Source organism: Monashia sp. HAY1-5C, assembly GCF_056755255.1.
Genome location: NZ_JBPGXG010000065.1, coordinates 1 through 24,232, shown reverse-complemented (window position 1 = coordinate 24,232; position 24,232 = coordinate 1). Strand labels below are relative to the sequence as shown.

Here is a 24,232-nt window from a genome sequence, read left to right as displayed (position 1 = left end):
ACTCTTGTCGCCCAGCGGAGGGGGGCCCGCACGTGGACAGCCAGCGGAGCCTTCCGCGGGACGCGTTGTCGTACCCCGTGCGCGGTGGCGCTGACCGACCGGTCGGCTGCCCGGCCTGGTGCGTGCAGCGACACGGCACTCGGCAGGGCGAGGACGACCAGATCCACGTGAGCGTCGAGCTGCTCGTGCGGGGGACGTCGCTGCGCCTGTGCACGACCATCGACCCGGCGACGCAGCAGGCCGACGGCCCCTACGTCGTGGTGGGCCCGGACGAGTACACGCTGCACGAGGCCGACGCCCTCATCGACGCGCTGACCCAGCTCGTCGACGAGGGGATGGGTGTCACTCGCCGCGAAGGACCCTGAAGGCGCTCTCGCGGTCCTTGACCCGCAGCTTCTTCAGCACGGAGGAGACGTGCACGCGGACGGTCGTCGCCGAGAGGAAGAGGCGCCCGGCGACGTCGTCGGTGCTGAGGCCCTCGCTCAGCAGCTGCATGACCTCCCACTCGCGTGAGCTGAGCTTGGCGGCGGCGACGCTGGGGCGCCCGAATCGGCGCTTCGACGGGGTCCGGAACTCGTCCATGATCCGGGCCACCAGTCGGGCCGGCATGGCGGCCTCTCCGGTGAGCACCCCGCGCAGCAGGTCGGCCAGCTTGTCGGGGTCCGTGTCCTTGAGCAGGTACCCGGACGCCCCGGCGCGCAGGGAGTCGAAGAGGTCCTCGTCCTCCGCCGACTGGGTGAGCATGACGACGGCTACCTCGGGGGAGGACCGCACGATGTCCCTCGCGGCTAGGATCCCGCTGCCGGGCATGTGGATGTCGAGCAGCGCGACGTCGGGCCGGTGCTCGGCCACGAGGCGCACCGCGTCCTCGGCCGTCGCTCCCTCGCCGACGACCTCGCACCCGCCGCCTTCGAGGGCGGCCCGGACGCGTCCGCGCATGCGCGCGTGGTCGTCGGCGATGACGACGCGCAGCGTCACCACGTCACCGCCACGGTCGTACCGCGACCGGGAGCGGAGTCGATGACGAACGACGCGTGCAGGCCCCGGGCCCGCTCCTCCATGCTCGTCAGGCCGTACCCCGTGGACTGCGTCCTGGCGGCCACCGGGTCGAAGCCGGCGCCGTCGTCCTCGACGAGCAGCCGACGAAACTGCTCGTCGCGCGCGAGTCGGAGGTGGATCCGGTCCGCCCGACCGTGCCTGACGGCGTTGGACACGGCCTCGCGGGTGATCCGGACGAGGGCATGCCGCTCCTCGGCGTCGGCGTGCACCGAGTCGTCCAGCTCGACCTCGAGCGTCGCGTGGTACCGCTCGGCCACCTGTCGCGCCGCGCGGTGCAGGACGAAGCCGAGCGGCTCGTCGGCACTGCGGCCGAGGGCGTCCACAGCAGCGCGCGCTTCGTCGAGCGCGCGGTCGCACGCGTCGACGATGCGTTCGCGGGCCGTTGGGTCGGAGTCGACGAGGAAGGTCTCCAGCCGGATGTAGGAGAGCTCCTGGACGACGCCGTCGTGCAGCTCGCGGGCCAGACGACGACGGTCGTCGAGGACCGCTGCCCGGGCCTGCGCTGTCCAGTAGTGGCTGATCTCGCGGGCGGCGCCGAGGAGCAGCACGACGTAGCACGCCGTGCGCAGCAGGTCGCCCGTGTAGAGCCAGTCGCTGTAGAGGGAGGGGAAGAGGAGGTAGTTGAGGCGCGCGAACGCGGCCAGCCCGAAGGCCGGGCCGAGCACCCAGACCAGCTCGTCGGCGGCCTCTCGCTCCTGCCGTCCGCGACGAGCGAAGAGGACCGACGCGACGGCGAAGCACAGCGCGGTCAGCCCATGTGCCCAGAGCAGCGCCGGGTGGCCCGTGATGACGGGGTGCTGGGCGGATACAGGCGGGGTCTCCGACAGGGCCGCGGGCAGTACGCCCCGCCAGGCCCAGGCCAGCGCGGCGGCCGCGACGACGGCCACCCAGGGCGCGATCCAGCCCAGGCCGTGACCGACGCGGGCCAGGCGCCCACCGACCAGCGACGCGGTGACGACCAGGACCGCGCCGAGGAGGCGCAGCGCCACGGGCAGCCACACGCCGATCCGTTCGTCGTCGACGCCGAGCAGGTGCAGCGCGAGGGTCAAGCCGACCCCGGCGATACCCAGCAGGAAGAGGCCGTCGGCGAGCAGGAGGTCCTGCAGCCGCCCGGACCGGCTGTAGCGTCCGAAGACGAGGTAGGCGACGAGCAGGGCGATCCCGCTGTCGATGCAGTCCAGGACGAGGTGCAGCTCCGGGCTGTGGTAGGCGAACAGGAGGTACGGCGTGCCGAGGATGGCGCCCGTGACGAGGAGGCCGATGGCCCACCCGGCCAGGGTGGGTGCCACCGACGCGCGCAGCGCACGGACCGGTCCTCGCCGACCGGACCCCCCCTCGTGGTCCATGGACCGGAGTCTAGGTTCGGGGTTCGCCGCGGGTATGCGGATTGACCACCTTGGGTCAGAAAACGGTAAAAAGCTCAGGTCACGGCGTCGAGGACGAGCTCGCCGACGTGGCGCATGCCGCGCAGCACGGCCCAGACCGTCAGGTGGTCCAGGGAGGTGCCCACCGCGGGGTCCCAGTTCGCGATGGCCGCCCACGTGACGGTGCGACCCTCGACGGTGACGCCGCCGACGTCGGCCCGCACGCCGGCGTCGGTGCCGGTCTTGTTCCAGACGACGCGCTCCTCGCCCAACGACACGTGGTGCGCGATGGGGTCGAGCCCGGCCTGGTCGACGAGGGCCGAACCGACCATCGTCTGGTCGACGTTGGCCGAGAGCCACAGTCGCACGAGGCGGTCCGGCTCCGGACCGATCGCGGTGCCGGACGACAGTCGCGTCATGAGGTCGCTGAGCTCTGCGGCGCTGCCGGTCGAGAGGGTGGCCGGGTGCTCGTCGGAGCGGACGTCGCGGACGCGGTCGTGCAGCGCCGTCGACCGCATGCCCAGCGCGGTGGCGCGGGCTGCGACCTCGGCCAGGCCCACGCGTCGGAGCAGGACGTTCGTCGCCAGGTTGTCGGACACAGCCCCGACCAGCGCCGCGACGTCGACGAGGGGGAGCGTCTCGACGGAGAGGGTGTGCCAGAGCCCGGAGTCGCCGACCCAGAGGTCGACCGAGCGGGTCAGCGGCTCGTCGGGGGACAGGTCGCCGTCGGCGATGCCGCGAGCGGCCTCGAGGAGGAGCAGCACCTTGCCCACCGACGCCGTGCGCAGGGGTGAGTCCGCGTTGTCGGCCGCGAGCGGGGTGCCGTCGGCGTCGCGCAGGCACACCGACCACGTGACCCCGCCGGCGTCGGGAAGCTCGAGGTCCATCAGTCCAGCGACCCCAGCCACGAGAGGAGCGCCTCGTTGACCTTCTCCGGCGCCTCCTCGGTGAGGAAGTGGCCGGCCCCCTCGATCTTGAGGCATCGGTAGTCGCCGGGGACGAACGCACCGGAGCCGTACGTCGGACCCGGCAGCACGCAACCGTCCTCGGTGCCCTGCAGCTGCAGGACCGGGACGCGGACGGCGTGGCGGACGCGACGCATGAACAGCGGCCCGTCGGGTCGGACCGACGAACGCCCCAGCCACCGGTAGTGCTCGGCGGCGGAGTGGGCCACGAAGGGGATCATCATCGCGTCGCCGTAGCGCCGCACGTCCTCGTCCGTGGGGAACTCGCCGAACGGCGAGGCCCACGCCCGCATCAGGTTGCCCACGTACTCGTGCGACTCGGCCATCTCGCGCTCGGGCACGAAGGGGCGCTGCAGCCCGGCGATCCAGGCCGACGCGCGCCGTTGTCGGCGGTCGGTCCACGTCGCGTGGCGCATGATCCGCGGGTGCGGCATCGACAGCGACGCGACGGCGCGGGTGACGTCACGGCGGAACGTCGGCATCGACCACGCGATCCAGCCGCCGAGGCCCTGACCGACGACGACGGCGTGCTTCTCACCGAGGGCGCGGACGACGCTCGCGGCGTCGAGAGTCGACATGTACGTGTCGTAGCCGCGCGGGGGCTTGTCGCTCCCGCCGTACCCCCGCAGGTCCATGGCAGCGGCCCGGTAGCCGGCATCGGCGAGGGCCACCAGCTGGTGGCGCCACGTGTACCAGAACTGCGGAAATCCGTGCAGGAGAAGGACGAGCGGCCCGTCGCCCTTCTCGGCAACGTGGAACCGGGCTCCGTTCGCCGAGACGTACCGGTGCTCCCACGGTCCCTCGACATTGACGAACGCAGCGTCGACTGGCATGGAACCGAGCGGGGTGGGGTCAGGCGTCGCGCGAGGCGTCGACGGCAGCAGTGGACGTGGTGCTGGAGGCGGCGGGAAGGTCGTGGCGGTCCCACTCGGGGCGCGGCGCGGGCACGACGGTGCCGGGGTGCTCGACCGCGGCCTTGACTCCCGCGACCGTCAGCTGCGCGTTGGCGATGGTCTTCTCGGGAGTCGGCTTGACGGTCTTCATCCTGCGCATGCCGAGCATCGCGAGGATGCCGGCGACGATGAGCATGAAGACCGTGACGATGAGGAAGCTGAGCCAGCGCGGCAGGCCGAGGGCCTGGATGCCCTCGGCGATCGTCGTGAAGATGAAGTAGACCGAGTAGAAGAGGACGACACCGGCGGCCGCGAGCAGCCCACCACCCTTGCCGGCCTTCTTGAACTGGCCCGACAGCTCCGCCTTGGCCAGAGCGATCTCGCTGCGGATGAGGCTCGAGATGTCCTGGGTCGCGGAGGCGACCAGCTGGCCGAGGGTCCGCTCCTGCCGGGGGTCCATACTCATCGGCTCTCTTCCTCGCTCTCGCTCGGGGTGCACGCGGGACGCGTGCCTACCGGGTGTCACCCTACTGCCCGGTCCCATACCCCACGCCGCAGGTGCCGCCTCAGGACGCCCACGGCAGCAGGGCGGGCGCGGGATCGAGGATGCACAGGTAGTGGATGGGAACGGTGTACAGATAGGTGGATCGGACCCATAGGGAGCCGCCAAAGCCCGAGGCGACCACGTCGGTGGGACGGACCGCCATGACCGCGCTGTAGCCACGTCCACAGCGGGCGCCAACCTGGCGCCGAACACCTCGGCTGCCTGTTCAAGGGTCACTCTGCGGTAGCCAGCAGGGGATTGTCCGGTCGCACCTGGCCCCAGACAACCAAGCCCGGCTGGCCGTCGCGCTCGCTGAGCGCCTGGTCGTGACTTGAGCCACTGGGCCCGTTCTGCGGACGCACTCACCGGGCAGACGGCACCATTACCACCATGCAGGGGACGGGCTGGCGGGCCCTCGACGGCCGCGACAACGCACTCAACGCGCTTCGGCTCGTGCTCGCGACACTCGTCATCGTCGGTCATACGTACGTCCTCGCCTACGGAATCCAGCCGCCTGTCCCCGCCGTGCACGAGCGGGCTGTCGATGGGTTCTTCGCGATCAGCGGATTCTTGATCGCGGGGAGCCGCAGTCACCTTCCATTCGGTCAGTTCCTCTGGCGGCGCGCTCGACGGGTGTACCCCGGACTCTGGGGAAGCCTCACCATCACGGCCGTTGTAATAGGACCGGCTGGGGCAGCGATCGCCAGTCCCGGTTACCCCTGGGCGGACGCAGGCTCATACGTGCTTTCGAACTCAGTCGCATGGTTCCAGCAATGGGGCATCGGTGGCGGGCCGGTCTCGGTGCCCTACCCGGGCGTGTGGAACGGGTCACTCTGGACTCTGACCTACGAGCTCGGCTGCTACGTGGCGTTCGGACTGCTCCTTGGCGCCGCCCGCCAACACGCAGCAGTGGTAGCGGCCTCCGTTCTCGGCGTGACCACTGCGCTGCTCGTGCTCGACCCGCCTGCGATGGAGGTGTTTCCGGTCATGCAGTCTGCCCGACTTGGTGGCTTCTTTGCGGCGGGCGCTCTGCTCTTCCACCTCCGCGAGCGAATGCCGCGGTCGGCCATTCTCGCCGCGGCCTCTGCTGCGATCGTCGCGTTGGCGTGGTGGGCTGGGCCCCGTGTCTTCACATCCGCTGCTCCCCTCGCGCTCGCGTACTTGCTGCTCTGGTGCGGCGCCACACTCCGGACCAGAGTCGGTGTACGTAACGACATTTCCTATGGGATGTACGTATACGCGTTCCCGATGCAACAGCTGCTGGTCTTGGCCGGCGTGCCAAACCGTCTCGGGCCAGCGCTGTTCACGCTCCTCTCGGTCATGGCTATTGTCCCGCTCGCGTGGCTGTCGTGGCTCCTCGTGGAGCGGCCAGCGCTTCGTGCCAGGCTGCCCACCTTCTCGTCGCCAGCCCGGTTGAGAATAAGGTCGTGCAGTAATGAGCATTGGCTTGCCAGGCGTCGTGTGCAGGCAGATGGGTGACCCCCCTTCGCTGGCCGCGGCGAAGAGCCGCTCCGGATTCGGTTGACGATCTCAATTAAGATCCGCGGCCGCGGACCGGGAGCTGGGCAGCCGAACTTCGTCGGGGCAGTATTCGTTCGTTGCCGCAGGGCGGTGAACACACCGGTCATGCGCTGGCCGGGATCGGGCTCGTTCCCGCCCACCACATCGCTCCGTGCTAGCCATTTGGCCAGGCGAGGTCCACCAGGATCCACGGCGCCTCGGCCCACCTGCGCTTGGTGCGCATCTTGCTGCGCGCTGTCACCGGCGGCTTCGATCCGTCCTAGTCCACATGTGCATTCAGCCAGATGTGGTGTCGGACTAGGTCTCGAAGATGTCTGGGATCCCGTCCTGGTCGAGGTCCTCGGCCTCGCGGAGTGCGACACGCCGATGGTGGAGGTTCCGCATCCGCAGGACGACGGTGGCCAGCAGGGCAGCGATGACGCTGCCGGTGAGGACGGCGACCTTGACGTGATCGTCCCTGACGGTGCCGGCTCCGAAGGCGAGTTCGCCGACGAGGAGGCTCACGGTAAAGCCCACGCCCGCGAGGACGGACAGGCCCAGAACATCTGCCCACGAGAGGTCCGGGTCGAGCTCGGCGCGGGTGAAGCGCGCCACCGCCCAAGTCCCCCCGAGAACCCCCACGGCCTTGCCGGCGACGAGCCCGACGACGACGCCGACAGCAGCCGCGTCGGTGAGGGCGGCGGTGAGGCCCCCACTGACGACGGTGACGCCGGCAGCGAAGAAGGCGAAGACCGGTACCGCGAAGCCTGCGGAGAACGGCCGGAGCTTCTGCTCCATCCGCTCGGCGAGGGTCTGCACGTCAGGGTCCTCCTCACGTTCGCGGTTGACCGGAACGAGGAGCCCGAGGAGGACGCCGGCGACCGTCGCGTGGATGCCGCTGGCGTGGACGAACCCCCAGGCCAACAGGGCCGGCGCGGCGAGGACGAAGGGGTTGGTCAGCTTGCGCTGCAGGAGCACTCGCCAGACGGAGAGAGGCACGACGGCCGCGAGCAGCCACAGCGGCTGCAGGGAGTCCGTGTAGAAGACGGCGATGATCGTGATGGCGATGAGGTCGTCGACGACCGCCAGCGTGAGGAGGAACGAGCGCAGGGCGCTCGGCAGGTGGGTGCCGATAACGGCGAGGACCGCCAGGGCGAAGGCGATGTCGGTCGCGGTCGGTATGGCCCAGCCGCGCAGTGTGGACGAGAGGCTCGCTGGGTCAGACCCGCGCAGCATCAGGAGAACCGTCCCTGCATAGAGCAGGGCAGGGAGCGCGACACCGCACGCCGCGGCGGCGATGGGCAGGGCCGCCTTGCGCCGGTCCGACAGGTCGCCCGCGACGAACTCTCGTTTCAGCTCGATGCCGGCGACGAGGAAGAACAGGGCGAGCAGGCCGTCGGCCGCCCAGGCGCCGAGGCTGAGGTCCAGGTGGACCCCTCCCCACCCGACGACCGTGTCGCGCAGGCTCGCGTACCCGTCACGCCACGGGCTGTTCGCCCAGACCAGCGCCGCCACGGCCGCCGCCAGCAGGATCGCCCCGCCGACGGTCTCCTGGCGAAGCACCTCCGCCACGTAGCGGGCATCGCGCCACGTGCCGCGTCCGAGGATGCGCCTCCTCGCGGTGCGCGCGGGTGCGTCCTGCGGCGTGTGTCGGTCGTGCGTCACGGCTGCCTCCGGGGTCGACGACGAGGGACGCCGACCAGACTTCCCGGCACACCGTGACCGCGCGCTCCTGCGCGCCCGACCGGGACAGAGTCTACCGACGCCGCAAGGGCCCGGCCGAGCCGGACGCCCGACACCCCTCGCATGTGCCCGGCTCCAACCATGGCGTGGCCGAAATCCGTTGGGCGCGCGGCAAATCGGACTAATCGGGCAAGCACCGTTTCGGAGCCAACTGCGCGCTATCGTCTGCTCCAGGGGGCAAACGACCACATCGGCATGGGCTTGGGGGAGCACATGAGTGAGAAGCCTGCAGGCTGGTACTACATCGGCGACGGACAGCTCCGTTACCGCGACGAATACGGCTGGACCGAGTTCGTCATGGACACGAACGACCCGCGCGCCCGCGACTGGCCGCCGCCGACACCGCGCACCATGCTCCAGCAGGTCCGCGACGCCGAGGCCGACCGGGCCGCGCAGCCGCACCGTCATCGGCGCGCGCGCTGGTTCCGGCGCGGAGCTGCGCCCTCGCGCTGACGTGCGGGCGCCGCCTCTTCCTGGTCAGGAAGCGTCACTGCGCCCAGATCAGGCCGCGAAAGGGAGCAGCGCGGGGGCGGGGTCGAGGATGTAGACGTAACGGATCCAGAACCACTGGAGCCACAGGGATCCCGCGGCAACGAGAAGCAGGGTCAGGACCCGGACAGGGCGCGGGAGCTCGACCAGGCGCAGCGGCAGTGCGACCAGGAAGGGTGCAGCCAGCAGCAGATAGCGCAGCATCGCCGGGTGCAGGGGCGTCACGAGCAGGACGAAGGGGACGTACGACACGCCCCAGGCGATGAGCTCGCCGGGCAGGTCGAGCCGTCGCGCGCTCATCGCGGTGAGCGCGAGGGTACAGGTCACGAGCGCGACGAACAGCGCCAGGACGACAGGACCCGCGGCTCGCTCGATGGCGCCGAACCACCCGAAGTCGAATGCCCTGACGATCGATGCCGTCCGGTCGGCACCTGAGGTCGGCGTCGATGGTGCCCCGAGGGCGGAGGAGAGGAACCCCCAGAGCCAGGGGGAGGCGACGCATAGCGCTGTGGCGGCCGCGATCGCGACACGCGCGCGGGTGCCCTCGCGTCCGTAGGTGGAACGCCGGTGCGTCCACCAGTGCAGCACCATGACGGCCGCGAGGGGTGCGGCCACGGGGCGCGTCAGGGCAAGGGCGGCCACCAACGGGATCGTCAGCCAGTGGCGGTGGCGCACGACGGCCAGCAGGACGCCGAGGAGGAGGGCCAGCGCCATCGGCTCGCTGAACGCGAGCATGAAGATGGGCGCCGACGGGAAGGCGTTGACGAGCAGGGCTGCCAGCACGGCGGTCGAGTCACCAACGACCCTTCGGAACAGGTGGAAGACCAGCAGGGTCGCGATCGCGCCGAGTACCAGGTTGAGCATCACCGCAGACGTCACGAAGTGTGTGCCGGTCGCGGCCATCACGGCACGTGTGGCGATGGGGAAGGCCGGAGGAAAGGCCCAGGCCCACGCGTCGTTCGGGGAGCGCACGTCGACGCCCGACGGGTAGCCGTCGACCGCGATGCGCTCGTACCACTGCCCGTCCCAGTTCGTCAGGACGCCGAGGAGCCCAGGTGACGCGGGGGTCGCGGTGTGGACGAAGTACTGGGTCGGACTGCCCGTGGGGGTCGGCGACCCGCTCGCCGCCTGGCTGTGCGAGGCGATCCAGATCTCGACCAGGTTGAGCGCTCGAAGTGCGGTGTACCCACCGAGCAGCAAGGCAACCTGTGCGCGGCCGCGCGACCGCTGGTGCGCATTCGTCTCCGCCGTCACGCTGCTCCGATCACCGTGGGTCCACGAGCACCGTAGTTGTTCCACGCCTCCCCCCACGACATTTCTGGACCCAGCCCATCGCGTCGGCTTTGGCCGTTCCGCTCCGGCGACGACCGTCGGTGTTGCATCCTGTCGTAGTCGGACAGGACCGCCGGTCCGGGCTTCGGGAGGGAGACGCATGGCGCAGGGAGACGTCGCGCTCGCCTCCGCACCCACGCGCCCGCGCATCGGTGGCCCACTCGGCCTGGTGCGTGCTCTGCTCGAGGACCAGCGGGTCCGGTTCCTGCTCAACGGTGGCGCGAACGCCCTCATGGCCTTCGGCGTCTTCGTCGTCTTCCAGCACCTGTTCACCGGCAGGTGGGACTACCTGTGGGCCGTCGTCGCGACTCACGTGGTGACGGTCCTCATCGGTTTCGCCAGCCATCGGCGGCTGGTCTTCGGGGTGCGCGGGCAGGTGCTCCACGACCTGTGGCGCTTTGAGCTCGTGCACCTGACCAACCTCGGTGTGAACGCGGCCCTGCTGACCTTCGCCGTGGAGACCCTCCACCTCCCCGTGGTGCTGTCCCAGGGTTGTCTCATGGTCGTGAGTGCCTGCTACAGCTGGCTGGGCCACAGCCGCTTCTCGTTCAGGAGGTCAGTCACGCGTGGACACGAGTGACCCGGCGTACGCCACACGACTGGTCAGCGCCCAGGGTCGATGGTGGAAGCGGGTCCTGCTGGTCCGGCTGCCGTAGTCCTCAACCTCAAGCGGCAAGAAGCTCGGGCGGACGCTCGACGTGGGTGCGGGATCGGCCGGAACCTGCAGCATCTCGAGGCGGGGTCCGTCGGCGTGGACCACAACACGACGGCAGTGCGGACTGCGCGGTCGCAGGGCCTCGACGCGCGGACGGTGGCCGAGCTCGAAGAGGCCGCTGCCGGCCTGCGGGGGACGTTCGACTCACTTCTCGTGGCCCACGTTCTCGAGCACATGAGCGAGACCGAGGCCGAGGCGCTTCTCCGGTCCTACCTGCCCTACCTCAAGCCGGGGGGCAAGGTCTTCGTGGTCTGTCCGCAGGAGCGTGGCTTCGCGAGCGACCCGACACACGTCTGGTTCGCCGACGCCCGGGCACTGTCGCGCCTGCTCGCCACGGTCGGTCTGCGTGACGTCAGCGACTTCAGCTTCCCGCTCCCGCGACGCTTCGGGACGTGGTTCACCTACAACGAGTTCTGCGTTCGCGCCACGGCTTGACTCGTCGGCTCGACGTGCGGGACAACCGCGGGACGGCCTCCGGGCCCGAGGTGTTTGGACCCAGCGCCGGTCCGGCGTTCCTCAGGGTCGGTCTGCCGGCGTTGACCGCCGCGCGCTCGCCTGGTCCGCCCGCAGGAGGGCGACCTGTTCGGCGAGGGTGGAGACACGTCGCTCGAGGCGGCTGTGCTCCGCTGTCAGCTGGATGACGATCAGCGACAGGCCGACGAATCCCACGAAGAACAACAGGTTGAGGGGAATGGTCACCCCGGTCGCGGCGGCGAGCAGGTCGAGCAGGCCCGGGGCGACCGCGACGAGCACGGTCAGGCCAGCAACAACGAGCCACGTGATCGCGAACTTGCCGCGGATGTAGCGGCGCCGGACCATCTCGACGATCGCACCGACGAGAACCGCCGCGCCCGCCGCGGCCAGCCAGAAGCCGCCGGTCACGCCGCGACCTCGCCGGACACGGGCCACGTCCTGATGCACGCGAGGTAGGTGGAGGCGAGCACCCTCGCGATGTAGCGGATGGAGGACGCCGTGCCCTGGCTCGGGGCGCCGTGAGACCGAGCCCGCATGAGCACCGGGGTCTCGGCGATGGCAAGCCCGGCCCGGTGGGCGATGACCAGCGACTCGACGGTGTCGCCGAGGTACTCGGTCGGGTAGTGCTCGGCGAACAGGCGGATCGACCGGCGTGAGTGGGCCCGGAACCCGGACGTCGAGTCCGTGACGCGCGTACGCACGAGTCCGGACACCGTCCGTGCCAACATCGTCATCGCGACGCGACGATGCCCGGCGACCCACTCCGCGTCGTCACCGTTGCCGAAGCGCGTGCCGACGACGACGTCAGCTGCGGTCAGCGCGGCGATGAGCCGTGGCGCCTGGAACGCGTCGTGCTGGCCATCGGCGTCGATCTGCACGACGACGTCGTAGCCGCGCTCGGCGGCGTAGCGGAAGCCGGTGCGCATCGCGCCCCCGACTCCCACGTTGAACGGCAGCCGGGCCACGGCGGCGAGGTCACTGGCCACGCGCGCGGTCCCGTCGGTCGACCCGTCGTCCACGACGAGGATGTCGGCGTCGGGAAGGGCGGCACGAACGTCGGCGAGAACGGCGGGGAGTGACAGCTCCTCGTTGTACGCGGGCATGACGACGAGGACCTTGCGGTCGACCGGTGCAGTACCGGTGTCGAAGCGTGAGTCCACGAGCCATCCCCAGCGTGACGATCAGGGCTGATCGGCCCCGTAGTCAGCATGCTGACCCAGCGCCCCAGCCCTGTCAGCGGAATGGCGAATTTGCCAACCGGCCCTCCAGCCCGCTCTGCCACCTACCGGACCAGGCGCCAGTACGCCGTGAGCAGCGTGTTGAGGAGCGACAGCCCCCGTACGGCGCCGAAGCCGGCTGGGTCGATGCTCGAGGAGAGCAGGCTCGTCAGCCGCTCTTCCCCCTCGGAGAAGGTCCGCTGGACGGCTCGCCGGCGACGCCGGACCCTGCCAGCGTGGCGCAGGAGCCACCAGTACGACTGGAGCTTCTGCGCACCCCAGCCCTGGGTGATTGCGAGGACCACGAGCGCCGCCTCGAAGGGGACGAGGACCGGAAGGACCCGCCACAGGACGGCGGCCGGATAGACCGTGGCAACGGTCATGAGGCGGTTTCGCTCGAGGTGGAACATCTTGCGGGCATTCCGACCGAACTCGTAGTCGTGGTCCGCGACAGCTGCGGGGACGAACACGATGCGACCACCGGTCATCCAGTGGCGCAGGCTGAGCTCGACGTCTTCGTGGTACATGAAGTAGTCGGCGTTGAAGCCGCCGAGGGCATCCCAGCGAGAACGGTGCACGGCCATGAACCCGCCGCTCGCCGACGCAGCGGGCCGCGGCGAGGCGTGCTCGTCGGCGGGCTCACCGAAGGCACCGGCCCAAGCCAGGCCGGTGAAGTGGACGGGGTTGCCCGCAGAGTTGATCCGTGTCGGGTCCGACGCCAGGCGCAGGCACCCCGTGGCCATCACGGAGGGGTCGGAGGCCACTGTGGAACACAGCTCATCCAGTGCCCCGTCGCGCACACGCAGGTCCGAGTTGACGAAGACGAGAACGGAGCCGCGTGCTGCCTCAGCACCGGCGTCGGCGCCTCCGGCGAAACCGAGGTTCCCGCCCGGACGGACGAGGCGAACGACATCCCCGTAGGGGGCCAGCCGCTCGTCGAGTCGTTCCGCTCCGTTGTCGACGACGACGAGCTCGTCACCGCTGCCCAGCTGCCTCGCCACCGAGGACAGGCACTCGTCGAGGCCGGGCTCCGCACCGAAGACGATGACGATGACCGAGGTTGCCGTCACGTGGGAGTCCCTTCGACCGGACACGGGCTACCGGCCCCCGACTCTAGCCCGCCGCCGCGTCGGCCGGTCCCCGGAAACGATCACCCCGGTTTCGCCAAACGGCACCCCGGAGCCCCGAGTCGATGCGATTGTTTCGGGGGCCCAAACGACACGAACGGGGAGAGATGTCCGTAGAGGTGAGCAGGAAGACCTCGCCGACGGCCGCCGACGCGGCCGTGGGCAGACCGACCCGGTGGTACCTCGTGCCGCTCCTGGTGTTCGCCGCCTCGCGGATCGTCGACACGGTCTTCATCGCCCTGGCCTCACGCCGACAGGTGGCGTTGACGGTGACCCGTCAGGACTACCACGTCTTCGACCCCACGCCTGCAGCGCCGGGCTACGCGGGAGTGGTGGCCAACTGGGACGGGCAGTGGTACTGGCGCATCGCCACACTCGGCTACGAGGTCCCCGCGCCCGGATCTGCCGGGGAACGTGACGCGCTCTGGGCTTGGGCGTTCCCTCCGGGTTACCCGGCGATCGTTCGCGGCCTCATGTCCGTCACCGGCCTGTCCTTCACGTGGGCTGCGACGGTCGTGAGCGTTCTTGCAGGCGCTGCAGCCATGGTTCTCATGTACCGCCTCGTGCGGCGTCACGCCGGGCACTTCCTTGCAACGGTCACTGTCGTCCTGTCGAGCTTCTTCGTCAGCGCGCCGCTCCTGCAGGTGGCCTACAGCGAGTCGTTGGCGCTGCTCCTGCTCATGGCGACGCTCAACCTCCTCGCGGACCGCCGCTACTGGTGGGCAGCCCTGTGCGTGGTGCTCCTGGCCTTCACCCGCATCGTCACGCTGCCGCTCCTTCTCGTAGTGCTCGCGCATGCGTGGGCCCGGTGGCGCACCGACGGCCCCTTCTGGCGGGCCGACCGGCGCGGCGCTCTCGGGCTCGCTCTCGGGGCTGGGGCCAGTGCCGTCGGGACAGTGCTCTGGATGCTCGTGGCTTCCCTGTTCATCGGCTGGGAGGCAGGCACGAAGCGCAGCCTGAACCAACGGGGCACGTTCCAAGGCTGGTTCCGGGACCTGCACCAGCTGTTCGGGCTGCCGGGGATGCTGCTGCTCGTCGCCTTCGTCGTGCTCCTCGGCCTGAACCTGTTCACATCGCGCGGTCGGGTGTGGGGGCCCGAGCTGCGGGCATGGTCGTTGGCCTACCCGCTGTACCTGTTCTGGTTCACGCCGCTGCTGCCCGCCGTCTTCCGCTACCTGCTGCTCGTCCCCACCCTGCCCGTCCTTCTGCTCGGGACTCCGCGCAGACCCACCAAGATCGCGATCATCGTGGTGGCAGTTGCAGTCGCCTGTCTGCTGGTGGGGCAGTACTGGTACGCGGGCAACATCCTCGTCGTCTTCACCGAGGACCTGCGCCCCGGCCCCTGATGACGCGCTGACCCATCCGCCGCAGCCCGAGGGGAGCTTTCAGACCACGCGGGTGTCCAGACGAGCCGCTGCCTCGGGCAGTGGTCTGCCGTGACCTCGTGTCCACCTGTGAACATCCGTCGCAATGTCGTCGCCGAGGGGGAGACGTGCACCTCGAGAGCCTGACCGGGCTTCGATCTGTCGCCGCGCTGCTGGTGCTGCTGCACCATGTGGCCGTGCTCAGGCCTGACCTACCGTCGCTGTGGCCGGCCGAGCTGGGCTATGTCGGCGTCACGTTCTTCTTCGTCTTGAGCGGCTTCGTGCTCACGTACTCGTGGAATGGCGCCCAAACCATGGGCGAGTTCTATGTGAAGCGTCTGGCGAGGGTCTACCCGCTCCATCTCGTGATGGTCGTGGTCATGCTCCTCATCGACCAGGCGGCGCCTTCGATTCCCTCGACAGTGGCAAACGCCTCTCTGGTTCACGCCTGGTGGCCCCAGCAGTCGGTGGCCTACTCGCTCGTCGGAGCGTCGTGGTCGTTGTCCTGCGAAGCCTTCTTCTACGCCCTGTTCCCGCTGGCGGTCGTGGCGGTTGCCGCCGTGCGCCGCCCACTGCTCCAGGCGGGTGTGTTGGCGTCGTCGATGGTCGCCGTCGCTGCGTTCACGGCGTCGACGACCGGGGTCGGCTCGTACTTCTTCCACCTGCCCATGGTTCGGCTGTCCGACTTCCTCATGGGGATGCTCTCGTGCGTCGCGATGCGGCAGGGATGGCGACCCCGCCCGGGCGTGGGCGGGCTCGTCGGCATGCTCGGCGCCGCCTACGCCATGCTCTGGTGGTTGCAGCACGAGACGTTGACGGGTACGGATCGGCAATGGCTCTTCAGTGCGATCCTGGCGGCACCCTTCGCTGTCTTGATCTGTGCCTGCGCTGCTCGTGACCTGGACGGCAGGCCGGTCGCCCTGGCTTCCAGAGCCTGGGTCCGCATGGGCCGGTGGTCCTTCGCGCTGTACCTCGTCCACGGACCGGTGCTGTCGATCCTGCGCGACCCGCTCCTTGTGGCGAGTGGCTGGGATGCCGGCTTGACCATCGCTTCCGTGATCGTGGTCAGCGTCGCAGCAGCGGTGGTGCTGCACGAGACCATCGAGGCGCCCATGGAGCGTTGGATCAGAAGGGCCTGGTTGCGGCGGGGCACCCTCGGCGTCGAGACGTCACCGTCGACAGCCGTGAGCTGAAGGCCGGTCTAGGGCTGGGCGAGGACCTCGTAGGGGCCGACGCGCGTCGTAGCTCGGTATCCGTGTGCCAGCGCGAGCAGGGCTTGGGATGAGCCGTCCAAGGCGATGACGACGTCGGCCTGCTCGAGCGCCCGGGTGGCGCCGGTGGCGTCGGCGCGAAGGAAGGCCAGGTAGGCGGCCTGGTCTCCTGAGCCGAAGGCATCGAGCGGGTTGCTGACCCAGACGGTCGCGCCGGCGGCCGCCAGCTCCTCGGACAGCGGTTCGGGAGCCAGGACGACGCGTCCCGCCGCTGCACGTGCGGCCGCGGCGACGTCGAGGTCGTGCCGGTGCAGGCCGGGCGCCCGGACGGCGAGGATCGCCGAGGCGACGAGGACTCCGACGAGTACCACGACGGCCGAGCCGACGCCGACGCCGCTCGCGCCGGCCCGCCGGGGGAGCGGCCCCCGCCCGGGCTCGGCCGCAGGGCCCGGCTCGATCCGCGAGGCGGATGAGGCCGCCGCGGAGCCGGCGAGGAAGAGCAGCAGCCAGACGGCGTTGCGCGAGGCGATGACCGTCCCGGCCGCGAGGCCGGCCACGGCGACGTACTCCCACGCCGGTCGCCGGCGCCGGTACGCCATGGCGCCGAGCACGATGGCCGCGACGACCATCGCGAGGTCGAAGGGGTTGGCCGGGTCCGGGCGGCCCCACATGCCCGACGCGTCGGAGGTCGCCTCACCGCCCAGCACCCCGAGGTAGTACTGCGGGGCCCGCCACAGCCCCGGGTTGGCGCACGCGGCGACCAGCGACCCGATTCCCACGAGCACCGCCTCGACAGGGTCGCGCCTCAGCCGCGAGAACAGCAGATGGCAGCCGGTGACCGCGACACCGACGAGGACGGCTCCGTGCAGGTTGCCCCACAGCGCGAGCAGCGGCACCACCAACCACAGCCGGCGAGAAGGGCGGTCGTGCTCGGACCGCAGCAGCACGAGCAGCAGTGCGAAGGGGACCAGCGACAGGAGTTGGACGCGTGCGACGAGCAACGAGGTCGCCGCACCGATGGCCAGCACGGTCAGGACGAGGGCGGTGCGCGCGGCCGGCGCACCGCGGCGCAGCGCGTCCCAAGCCACCAGGCCGAGAGTAACCGCCACCGAAACCACCTGTGCCGCAAGGAGACCCAGCGTTCCTGCGCTACCGACGACCGAGAGAACGAGCTGGCCGAGGGCCGTCGTGTTCACCCATCCCGAGGTCGGCGCAGCGGCGAACGGCACGCCCTCGGGCACCGATCCCGACGCACGGATGCGGTCCCCGAGCGCCACGGGCCAGAAGGCGTCGGAGCCGGTGGTCGCCACCGCCGCGACTCCCGCGACGAGCAGGACGAAGACGGCCGCGCACGCGACGTCCACGGCCGGCGCCGGTGCACCGCTGACACGCAGCCGGGAGCGGTCGTGCGTGGGAGGCGTGTCCCCCGACATCGGTGCTCCCTTCCTCGTCCGGCGTCACGGCGCGCTGGCGGCCGGCGTCCCGCTCAGCAGCTCAAACCCTGCCACCCGGCGCGTCCGGTTGACACCTCTTTGGGTTGGTGATGGGAACTTCAAGCATTTTCAGGACAGGGCGTCAACGCCCACCTAATCTCTGTTCAGCGGGGGGCACATCGGGTGGCCCTGCACCACTGGGAGGAATGAACAATGACGAAGCTTGCTGCCAAGCTCCAGACGGGTATCAGCCGGGCCATGGACCGCGAGAAGGGCGCGACCGCCGTCGAGTACGGCCTCATGGTCGCCCTCATCGCCGTCGTGATCATCGCGGCCGTGTCGCTTCTGGGGAACAAGCTGTCGACGACCTTCAACAACGTCGCGACCCAGGTCTGACCTGGTGATGGGCGCCGACCGAACCCGGCCGGCGCCCGACCACGGCTCGTTCGTCGGGAGACGGGCTGCCACGCACCAGCATGACGTCTGGCACTCATCCGCAACGTTCGAGGAGCGCATTACATGACCAAGCTCGCATCCAGGATCCAGGCCCGTCTCAACGGGGACCGGGGAGCGACGGCCGTCGAGTACGGCCTCATGGTTGCCCTGATCGCCGTCGTGATCATCGCAGCGGTCTCGCTGCTGGGCAACAACCTGTCGACGACGTTCAACAACGTCGCGGCGCAAGTCTGAGCACGACGTCCACGCCGGGGGGCCGTGGACGACACAAAGCGCAAAATCCGGCACGGGGAGGGCGGTCTGGCATGGCCAGAGGTGAGCGCGGCGCGGCCGCCGTGGAGCTCGCGATCGTCCTTCCCGTGCTGTTTCTCGTCATCGCCGGGATCGTCGACTTCGGCCGCTACTTCTTCACCCAGATCCAGGTGACGAACGCCAGCCGTGAAGGCGTGCGCGCAGCGGTCGTGCTGCCCAACCCCGCGGCGACCGACATGACGGCCATCACCCAGCGTGCATCCGCTGCGGCGGTCGGCGTGCCCGGCCTCGCCGTCCCGGGCGTCGTGACGTGTTCCGCCGGCTCCACCGCCAACGCGTCGGTGACGGTGACGGCGACGTTCAACTGGATCATCATGGGTCCGGCGATTCGCCTCGTCGGGGGGAACTGGGGCCTGTCCGGCCCCGTGGCTGCGACAGGAGTCATGCGATGCGGAGGGTGAACCGTCGTCTTCGTCAGCGTCACGACGCGGGTGCCGTGGCGGTCATCGTCAGCATCCTCGTCGCCACCGGCGTCATCATGGGCTCGCTGGCCATCAGCGTCGACATCGGCTCCATCATGTCGGAGCGACGCCAGCTGCAGAACGGCGCGGACGCCTCCGCCATGGCTCTGGCGCAGATGTGCGCGACGAACAACGCGGCCTGCAGCGACGCCAACGCCGCCACCGCGGTCAAGCCGCTGGCCAACGCGAACGCCAAGGACGGGTTGTCCTCGGTGTCCAGCGTGTGTGCCTCCGCGGTCACGAGCATCACGACGGCTTGCGAGACCCCGGACGCCACGAGCCTGACCAAGTGCACGCCCAAGCCGGGCTGGCTCGTCTCCGGCATCCCGTACGTCGAGACCAAGACGCGGACCGAGACCTCGAGCGGCACCACGGTCCTCACCCCCTTCGCCCGCGCCCTGACGAACAGCTCGGGCAGCACCGTCTACGCCTGTGCGCGCTCGGCCTGGGGATCGCCCGGTCAGTACACCGCCAAGGTGCCCATCGTCGTGTCCGAGTGCGAGTGGAAGCGGAACACGAGCAGCGGCACGGTCTACCAGACTCCGCCCGGCTCGCCGTGGCCCGGGTACGGCTCGTCGGCGGGACAGACCCCGTGGCCGGCCAGCAGCGCCGAGATCACCATCATGCTCAAGAGCACGACGGTGGCCCCCTGCGCGATCAACGGCAAGGACACCGCCGGCGGCTTCGGCTACGTCGTCGACAGCGCCGGCAACTGCCAGGCGAACGTCAGCATCAACGACTGGGCCCAGATCGACGCCGGCAGCTCGCCGCCGAGCGGCTGCTACGACGCCGTCGCGGCCCTGCGCGGCACCGTCGTCGAGCTGCCGATCTTCGACTGCCTCGTCAAGGCGGGGTCGCTGCCGACGGGCGGCATCTCCGGCTACCCGGACTGCACCGGGGCCAGCGGTGGCGGCTCGAACTCCTACTACCACGTCGTCGGGTGGTCGAAGTTCTACCTCACCGGCTACAAGGTCGGTGGTTCCCAGGAGGCCGCGAGCCTGCTCAGCGGGACCGTCCCGTGCACCGGCGGTGACCGGTGCCTGTCCGGGTGGTACGTCACCGGGACTCTCGACCGGGCCGGCACCATCGTGCCGCCCACGTCGGGCAACAACTTCGGAGCCTACGTCGTCCTGCCCGCGGGCTGACGGCACCACGAACGTCTCAACGCATCACAGCTAGTCGGGGGGAGCCCTTCATGAACCGTCGCATTCTCGCCATCCTCGTGGCCGTCGTGCTGGCCGTGGGTGGCGGCGCGCTGGTCATCATGTACGCGCGCAGCGCCGACGAGCGTGCCATCGCCGAGCAGGCGCCGGCCCCGGTGTGGGTCGCGCAGAAGCTCATCCCGGCGGGCACGACCCTCAAGGACGCGCAACGCACCGGCCTCATCGCCCAGACGAGCGTCCCGGCCAAGGCCGTGCCGGTCGGCGCCCTCCAGGAGGTCAACGCCGACAACAACGCGCTCCTCGCCGTCAACGACATCCAGGCCGGCGAGTACCTGCTCGCGGCCCGGTTCAGCACCCAGCCGGCCGGCACCAAGGCCATCGAGGTGCCGAGCGGGATGCTCGCGGTGTCGCTGTCCCTGTCCGACCCGGCACGCGTCGGCAAGTTCGTCACACCCGGCTCGCACATCGCGATCTACCAGAGCTACCAGATCAAGGACCTCAGTGACACGCCCGAGGCCAAGATCCTCAACGAGAACCAGGTCAAGGGCACCAGCCTCCTCATGGGTGACGTGCAGGTGATCGCCATGGGTGACGCGCCCCTCGCGGGCGCGGCGGCCCAGCCCGTGCCGGAAGGCCAGTCACCGACGGCTCAGGGGGCCGCCGGCGGCTTCCTCGTGACGGTCGCGGTCAAGCCGACGGACGCCCCACTGCTCATCCACGGAATCCAGAACCGAACGCTCTACGCTGCTCTTCGAGGCTCTGACGTCCAGATCGACCCGAAGCAGGAGGTCACGGACCTCCAGTTGAGAGATGCGGTGACTTCGCAATGACGATCCTCTGGGACTTCGACCCGAACGCCGTCGACACGTACCGGTTCGCCATCGGAGCCGACGCGCTCCTGCTCACGTCGGGACCTCGGGTGAGCCGGGCCCTGGAGGAGGACCGCAACCACGCGCTCGTCATCATCGGCCCGGACATCGACCTCGACCTCGCCTGCGAGCTGGCCGAGCGCGAGCGCATCGACCGGCCCGAGCTCGGCGTCATCCTGCTCCGCCACCGCCTCGACGTGACGGCCCTCGCGCAGGCCCTGCGCAGCGGCGTCCGGGAGGTCGTCCAGGCCGACGACCAGACGGCGCTGGCCGACGCGGTCCGCCGCTCGACGGCGCTGACGCAGCAGCTGTCCGGTCACAGCGCGATGGGGGGCGGCCGCGAGGGCAAGGTCATCACCGTCTTCTCCGCCAAGGGCGGTGTCGGCAAGACGACGATGTCGACCAACCTGGCCACCTACCTGGCCTCCACGGGAGCCAAGACGCTGCTCGTCGACCTCGACCTCATGTTCGGCGACGTCGCGATCAGCCTCCAGCTGCAGCCGCGCGGCTCGGTCCGCGACGTCGTCGCGATGGCCGGCCACCTCGACGAGGCCGGCATCGCGTCGGTCGTCACCACGCACCCCGAGAGCGGTCTCGACGTCATCGCGGCCCCCGCGGACCCGGCCGATGCCGACCGGGTGCCCTCGCACGTCATCGTCGAGCTGCTCCGCGACGCCCGCAGCCTCTACGACTACGTCCTCGTCGACACGCCGCCGTCCTTCACCGAGCACGTGCTGGCCGCCTTCGACGTCAGCGACCTGACCGTCCTCATCGCGACGCTCGACATCCCCGCCGTGAAGAACCTGCGCATCGCGATCAACACCCTCGACACGCTCGGCGCCTCCAAGGAGTCCCGGACGATCGTGCTCAACCGCTCCGACGCCAAGGTGGGGCTCAAGCCCGACGACGTCGAGGTCGCGCTCAAGACCCCGATCTCGGCCAACGTGCCGAACAGCCTCACGGTCCCGGCGTCGGTCAACCGCGGTGTCGCGCTCGTCCTCGACGAGCCGCGCAACCCGGTGTCCATGGCGATCCGCGACCTCGCCGACAACGAGATCCGACGCCGCTTCGGCGAGGACATGCAGAACGGTGCGAAGCGCAGCAGCTTCGGACTCCTGAGGAGCAAGCGATGAGCAACCTGGCAGACCGCCTCGACCGGGCGCGCGCGGCGACCCAGGTCGCCGAGCCCGGCATCAACGGCCAGCACCGCGGCAGCGACGCCGCGGGCCGGCGTCGAAACGCCGACCCCTTCGCGACGGTCAAGGAGCGTGTCCACGCGGCGCTCGTCGAGTCGCTCGGCCCGCGCCTGTACGACCCGCACCTGGCCGAGAGCGAGCTCGCCGCGCAGGTGCGCCAGACCCTCCAGGACGTCATCGACTCGGAGCAGACGCCGCTGTCGCACTCCGACCGGACGCGCATCGCGCAGGACGTCAGCGACGACATCCTCGGCCACGGGCCCCTCGAGCCCTACCTCCGCGATGCGGAGGTCAGCGAGATCATGGTCAACGGCCCCGACGACATTTACATCGAGCGCGACGGCAAGCTCTTCCCCGTCGAGGCCCGGTTCAACGACGAGGCGCACCTGCGGCGCACCATCGACAAGATTGTGGGACGCGTCGGCCGCCGCGTCGACGAGTCGAGCCCGATGGTCGACGCCCGTCTGCCCGACGGCTCGCGTGTCAACGCCGTCGTGCCGCCGATCGCCCTCGACGGCTCCATGCTGACGATCCGCAAGTTCGCCGCCGACCCGTTCAACGACCGCGACCTCATCTCGTTCGGCACGTTCACGCCGATGGTCCGCGACTTCCTCGAGGCCTGTGTCCGCGGCCGCCGCAACATCATCATCAGCGGTGGTACCGGCTCCGGAAAGACGACGACGCTCAACGTCATCAGCTCCTTCCTGCCGCACGACGAGCGCATCGTCACCATCGAGGACGCCGCCGAGCTCCAGCTGCAGCAGGACCACGTGCTGCGTCTCGAGGCTCGCCCGGCCAACATCGAGGGCCGCGGCCAGATCTCGATCCGCGAGCTCGTCAAGAACTGCCTGCGCATGCGCCCCGACCGCATCATCGTCGGTGAGATCCGTGACGGCGCCGCGCTCGACATGCTCCAGGCCATGAACACCGGTCACGACGGCTCGATCACGACCGTCCACGCCAACAGCCCGCGCGACAGCCTGGCCCGTCTCGAGACGATGGTCCTCATGGCCGGCGTCGAGCTGCCGGTGCGCGCCATCCGCGAGCAGGTCGCCGGCGCCGTCGACCTCATCGTGCAGCAGTCGCGCCTCAAGGACGGCTCGCGCAAGATCACCGCGATCTCCGAGGTGGTCGGCATGGAGTCCGACGTCATCACGCTGCAGGACATCTTCACCTTCAACTACGGCGCGGGTCGCGACGAGAACGGCCGGTTCCTCGGCACGCTCCAGCCCACCGGCATCCGCCCGAAGTTCGCGCAGGACCTCGCCGACGTCGGTGTCGAGCTGCCGATTTCCCTGTTCGCACGGACCGGGCTGTGAGCAGCGTCCGTCGCCGACTCGCGCTCGTCCTCGCCGCCGCGATGGCCGGGCTGCTCGTCCTGCCCACGGCCGCGCACGCCGACGACCCCGTCACCGTCGGGCTGAGCAGCGTCACCGGGACGACGTCCGCGGGCGCCGCCACCATGACCGGGGTCCTGACGATCCGGAGCAAGTCCGACGTCCAGGTCGACCCGGCCAGCCTCAAGGTGACCATCGACGGCACCGAGTACCCCGTGACCGTCAAGCAGGCGCCCAAGCGCGACCGCAAGGCGATGCTCGTCATCGACACGAGCGGTTCGATGGGCGTGGCCGGCATGCTGACCGTGCGCAAGGCCTCGGCCGTCTACCTGCGCACGGTTCCCGCGGACGTCAAGGTGGGGGTCGCTTCGTTCGCGAACACCGCGGGCGTCGACCTGCCGCCGACCCTCGACCGGGCCGCGGCTCTCCGGGTCGTCGACGGGCTGGACTCCCGTGGCGACACCAGCCTGTACGAGGGCGTGCAGGACGCCGTGACGGCCCTCGGCACCACCGGTGACCGCAGCATCGTCCTGCTCAGCGACGGTGCCGACACCATGGCCAAGGACCCCGCGAGGGCACTCGCCAACACCATCACCAAGCTGCGGCAGGCCGGCGTCCGTGTCGACGTCGTGCGCTTCAAGACCCAGGAGGCGACGGCGAGCGCCGCCCTGCAGCGTCTGGCCTCGACCAACGGTGGCTCGGTCGCAGCGGCGGACAACGCCGCCGCCGTCACCTCGGCGTTCCAGACCTCGGCCCAGGCGCTCAACCGCCAGGTGCAGCTGTCGGTCCGGGTGCCGAACGCCATGACCGGACGCCACGCCTACACGGTCAAGGGCACCGCTGGCACGACGCCGTTCTCCTTCACCCAGCAGGTGACCTTCGGCAGCGCCGCGGCCCCGGCCGCCCCGACCCCTGTCTCTTATACACATCTCCGAGCCCACGAGACGGAGCTACATCTAGTGTGCTGGCTTTTGGTTGGGGAAGGGGGGGGGGGGGGGGGGGGGGGGG

At 70.1% G+C, this 24,232-nt stretch carries 26 protein-coding genes; 15 read left to right on the top strand and 11 right to left on the bottom strand.

Going from position 1 to position 24,232, the window contains the following annotated elements; translation table 11 throughout:
* On the top strand, positions 1-365 hold a 365-nt coding region (locus ACR9ZK_RS11625; protein WP_481342076.1), incomplete at its 5' end, for a DUF6907 domain-containing protein.
* Here ACR9ZK_RS11625 and ACR9ZK_RS11620 read toward each other — a convergent pair.
* The 5 genes from ACR9ZK_RS11620 to ACR9ZK_RS11600 all read right to left on the bottom strand — a co-directional run bounded on the left by ACR9ZK_RS11620 (position 343) and on the right by ACR9ZK_RS11600 (position 4,747).
* Positions 343-978, bottom strand: coding sequence for a response regulator (locus tag ACR9ZK_RS11620; RefSeq protein ID WP_481342075.1), 636 nt, complete (start codon positions 976-978; stop codon positions 343-345). The two genes, ACR9ZK_RS11625 and ACR9ZK_RS11620, sit on opposite strands and share 23 nt — an antisense overlap.
* Positions 975-2,405 carry a sensor histidine kinase gene (locus tag ACR9ZK_RS11615; protein ID WP_481342074.1) on the bottom strand — a complete coding sequence of 477 codons (1,431 nt, stop codon included), beginning with the start codon at positions 2,403-2,405 and terminating at the stop codon, positions 975-977. The genes ACR9ZK_RS11620 and ACR9ZK_RS11615 overlap by 4 nt, the downstream gene beginning before the upstream one ends.
* 74 nt (positions 2,406-2,479) lie before the next feature.
* Positions 2,480-3,331, bottom strand: a complete 852-nt coding sequence (locus tag ACR9ZK_RS11610; RefSeq protein WP_481342073.1) for a serine hydrolase — start codon at positions 3,329-3,331, stop codon at positions 2,480-2,482.
* Positions 3,310-4,221 (bottom strand): alpha/beta fold hydrolase, encoded by a 912-nt coding sequence (locus tag ACR9ZK_RS11605; protein WP_481342072.1) that lies wholly within the window; start codon positions 4,219-4,221, stop codon positions 3,310-3,312. The genes ACR9ZK_RS11610 and ACR9ZK_RS11605 overlap by 22 nt, the downstream gene beginning before the upstream one ends.
* Positions 4,222-4,240: 19 nt before the next feature.
* Positions 4,241-4,747, bottom strand: a complete 507-nt coding sequence (locus ACR9ZK_RS11600) for a phage holin family protein (RefSeq protein ID WP_481342071.1) — start codon at positions 4,745-4,747, stop codon at positions 4,241-4,243.
* 468 nt (positions 4,748-5,215) lie between these two features.
* Between ACR9ZK_RS11600 and ACR9ZK_RS11595 the strand changes: the two genes are divergently transcribed.
* Positions 5,216-6,304 (top strand): acyltransferase family protein, encoded by a 1,089-nt coding sequence (locus ACR9ZK_RS11595; protein ID WP_481342070.1) that lies wholly within the window; start codon positions 5,216-5,218, stop codon positions 6,302-6,304.
* A 339-nt stretch (positions 6,305-6,643) separates the two neighbouring features.
* Here ACR9ZK_RS11595 and nhaA read toward each other — a convergent pair whose 3' ends face one another.
* A complete protein-coding gene (gene nhaA, locus ACR9ZK_RS11590; RefSeq protein ID WP_481342069.1) occupies positions 6,644-7,990 on the bottom strand; it encodes a Na+/H+ antiporter NhaA in 1,347 nt (448 codons plus the stop codon).
* A gap of 291 nt (positions 7,991-8,281) precedes the next feature.
* Here nhaA and ACR9ZK_RS11585 point away from each other — a divergent pair, with 291 nt between their 5' ends.
* Complete coding sequence (locus ACR9ZK_RS11585; RefSeq protein WP_481342068.1) at positions 8,282-8,521, top strand: hypothetical protein; 240 nt, start codon at positions 8,282-8,284, stop codon at positions 8,519-8,521.
* Between the two features lie 48 nt (positions 8,522-8,569).
* On the opposite strand, the gene ACR9ZK_RS11580 is transcribed toward ACR9ZK_RS11585, so the two are convergent.
* A complete protein-coding gene (locus ACR9ZK_RS11580) occupies positions 8,570-9,811 on the bottom strand; it encodes a hypothetical protein (protein ID WP_481342067.1) in 1,242 nt (413 codons plus the stop codon).
* Between the two features lie 178 nt (positions 9,812-9,989).
* On the opposite strand from ACR9ZK_RS11580, the gene ACR9ZK_RS11575 reads away from it, so the two are divergent.
* The gene (locus tag ACR9ZK_RS11575) at positions 9,990-10,469 is read left to right on the top strand and encodes a GtrA family protein (RefSeq protein ID WP_481342066.1); all 480 of its coding nucleotides are present in this window, start codon (positions 9,990-9,992) and stop codon (positions 10,467-10,469) included.
* 39 nt (positions 10,470-10,508) lie between these two features.
* Positions 10,509-11,039, top strand: coding sequence for a class I SAM-dependent methyltransferase (locus tag ACR9ZK_RS11570; RefSeq protein WP_481342065.1), 531 nt, complete (start codon positions 10,509-10,511; stop codon positions 11,037-11,039).
* An 81-nt stretch (positions 11,040-11,120) separates the two neighbouring features.
* Here ACR9ZK_RS11570 and ACR9ZK_RS11565 read toward each other — a convergent pair whose 3' ends face one another.
* From ACR9ZK_RS11565 to ACR9ZK_RS11555, 3 genes are all read right to left on the bottom strand, one after another.
* A complete protein-coding gene (locus ACR9ZK_RS11565; protein WP_481342064.1) occupies positions 11,121-11,486 on the bottom strand; it encodes a DUF2304 domain-containing protein in 366 nt (121 codons plus the stop codon).
* A complete protein-coding gene (locus tag ACR9ZK_RS11560) occupies positions 11,483-12,238 on the bottom strand; it encodes a glycosyltransferase family 2 protein (RefSeq protein WP_481342063.1) in 756 nt (251 codons plus the stop codon). Before ACR9ZK_RS11560 ends, ACR9ZK_RS11565 begins: the two co-directional genes overlap by 4 nt.
* Before the next feature lie 122 nt (positions 12,239-12,360).
* Entirely contained in the window at positions 12,361-13,365 is a 1,005-nt protein-coding gene (locus ACR9ZK_RS11555; RefSeq protein WP_481342062.1) for a glycosyltransferase, read from the bottom strand.
* 176 nt (positions 13,366-13,541) lie between these two features.
* Between ACR9ZK_RS11555 and ACR9ZK_RS11550 the strand changes: the two genes are divergently transcribed.
* Both ACR9ZK_RS11550 and ACR9ZK_RS11545 read left to right on the top strand, forming a co-directional pair.
* Complete coding sequence (locus ACR9ZK_RS11550) at positions 13,542-14,768, top strand: hypothetical protein (RefSeq protein ID WP_481342061.1); 1,227 nt, start codon at positions 13,542-13,544, stop codon at positions 14,766-14,768.
* Positions 14,769-14,914: 146 nt separating this feature from the next.
* On the top strand, positions 14,915-15,979 hold the full coding sequence (locus ACR9ZK_RS11545) for an acyltransferase family protein (protein ID WP_481342060.1): 1,065 nt from the start codon (positions 14,915-14,917) through the stop codon (positions 15,977-15,979).
* Positions 15,980-15,987: 8 nt separating this feature from the next.
* On the opposite strand, the gene ACR9ZK_RS11540 is transcribed toward ACR9ZK_RS11545, so the two are convergent.
* A complete protein-coding gene (locus tag ACR9ZK_RS11540; protein WP_481342059.1) occupies positions 15,988-17,430 on the bottom strand; it encodes a hypothetical protein in 1,443 nt (480 codons plus the stop codon).
* A gap of 213 nt (positions 17,431-17,643) precedes the next feature.
* Between ACR9ZK_RS11540 and ACR9ZK_RS11535 the strand changes: the two genes are divergently transcribed.
* The 8 genes from ACR9ZK_RS11535 to ACR9ZK_RS11500 form a co-directional block, all read left to right on the top strand.
* A complete protein-coding gene (locus tag ACR9ZK_RS11535; protein WP_481342058.1) occupies positions 17,644-17,826 on the top strand; it encodes a Flp family type IVb pilin in 183 nt (60 codons plus the stop codon).
* 123 nt (positions 17,827-17,949) lie between these two features.
* Entirely contained in the window at positions 17,950-18,120 is a 171-nt protein-coding gene (locus ACR9ZK_RS11530; RefSeq protein ID WP_481342057.1) for a Flp family type IVb pilin, read from the top strand.
* 71 nt (positions 18,121-18,191) lie between these two features.
* Positions 18,192-18,599, top strand: a complete 408-nt coding sequence (locus ACR9ZK_RS11525; RefSeq protein ID WP_481342056.1) for a TadE/TadG family type IV pilus assembly protein — start codon at positions 18,192-18,194, stop codon at positions 18,597-18,599.
* Complete coding sequence (locus ACR9ZK_RS11520; RefSeq protein ID WP_481342055.1) at positions 18,587-19,804, top strand: pilus assembly protein TadG-related protein; 1,218 nt, start codon at positions 18,587-18,589, stop codon at positions 19,802-19,804. The genes ACR9ZK_RS11525 and ACR9ZK_RS11520 overlap by 13 nt, the downstream gene beginning before the upstream one ends.
* Before the next feature lie 50 nt (positions 19,805-19,854).
* Complete coding sequence (cpaB, locus tag ACR9ZK_RS11515) at positions 19,855-20,652, top strand: Flp pilus assembly protein CpaB (RefSeq protein ID WP_481342054.1); 798 nt, start codon at positions 19,855-19,857, stop codon at positions 20,650-20,652.
* Positions 20,649-21,824: a CpaE/TadZ family protein gene (locus tag ACR9ZK_RS11510; RefSeq protein WP_481342053.1), complete on the top strand. Its 1,176-nt coding sequence runs from the start codon at positions 20,649-20,651 to the stop codon at positions 21,822-21,824. Before cpaB ends, ACR9ZK_RS11510 begins: the two co-directional genes overlap by 4 nt.
* Complete coding sequence (locus ACR9ZK_RS11505) at positions 21,821-23,206, top strand: TadA family conjugal transfer-associated ATPase (protein WP_481342052.1); 1,386 nt, start codon at positions 21,821-21,823, stop codon at positions 23,204-23,206. Before ACR9ZK_RS11510 ends, ACR9ZK_RS11505 begins: the two co-directional genes overlap by 4 nt.
* Positions 23,203-24,232: vWA domain-containing protein (locus ACR9ZK_RS11500; RefSeq protein WP_481342051.1), on the top strand; the 1,030-nt coding region annotated here is incomplete at its 3' end. The genes ACR9ZK_RS11505 and ACR9ZK_RS11500, both read left to right, overlap by 4 nt.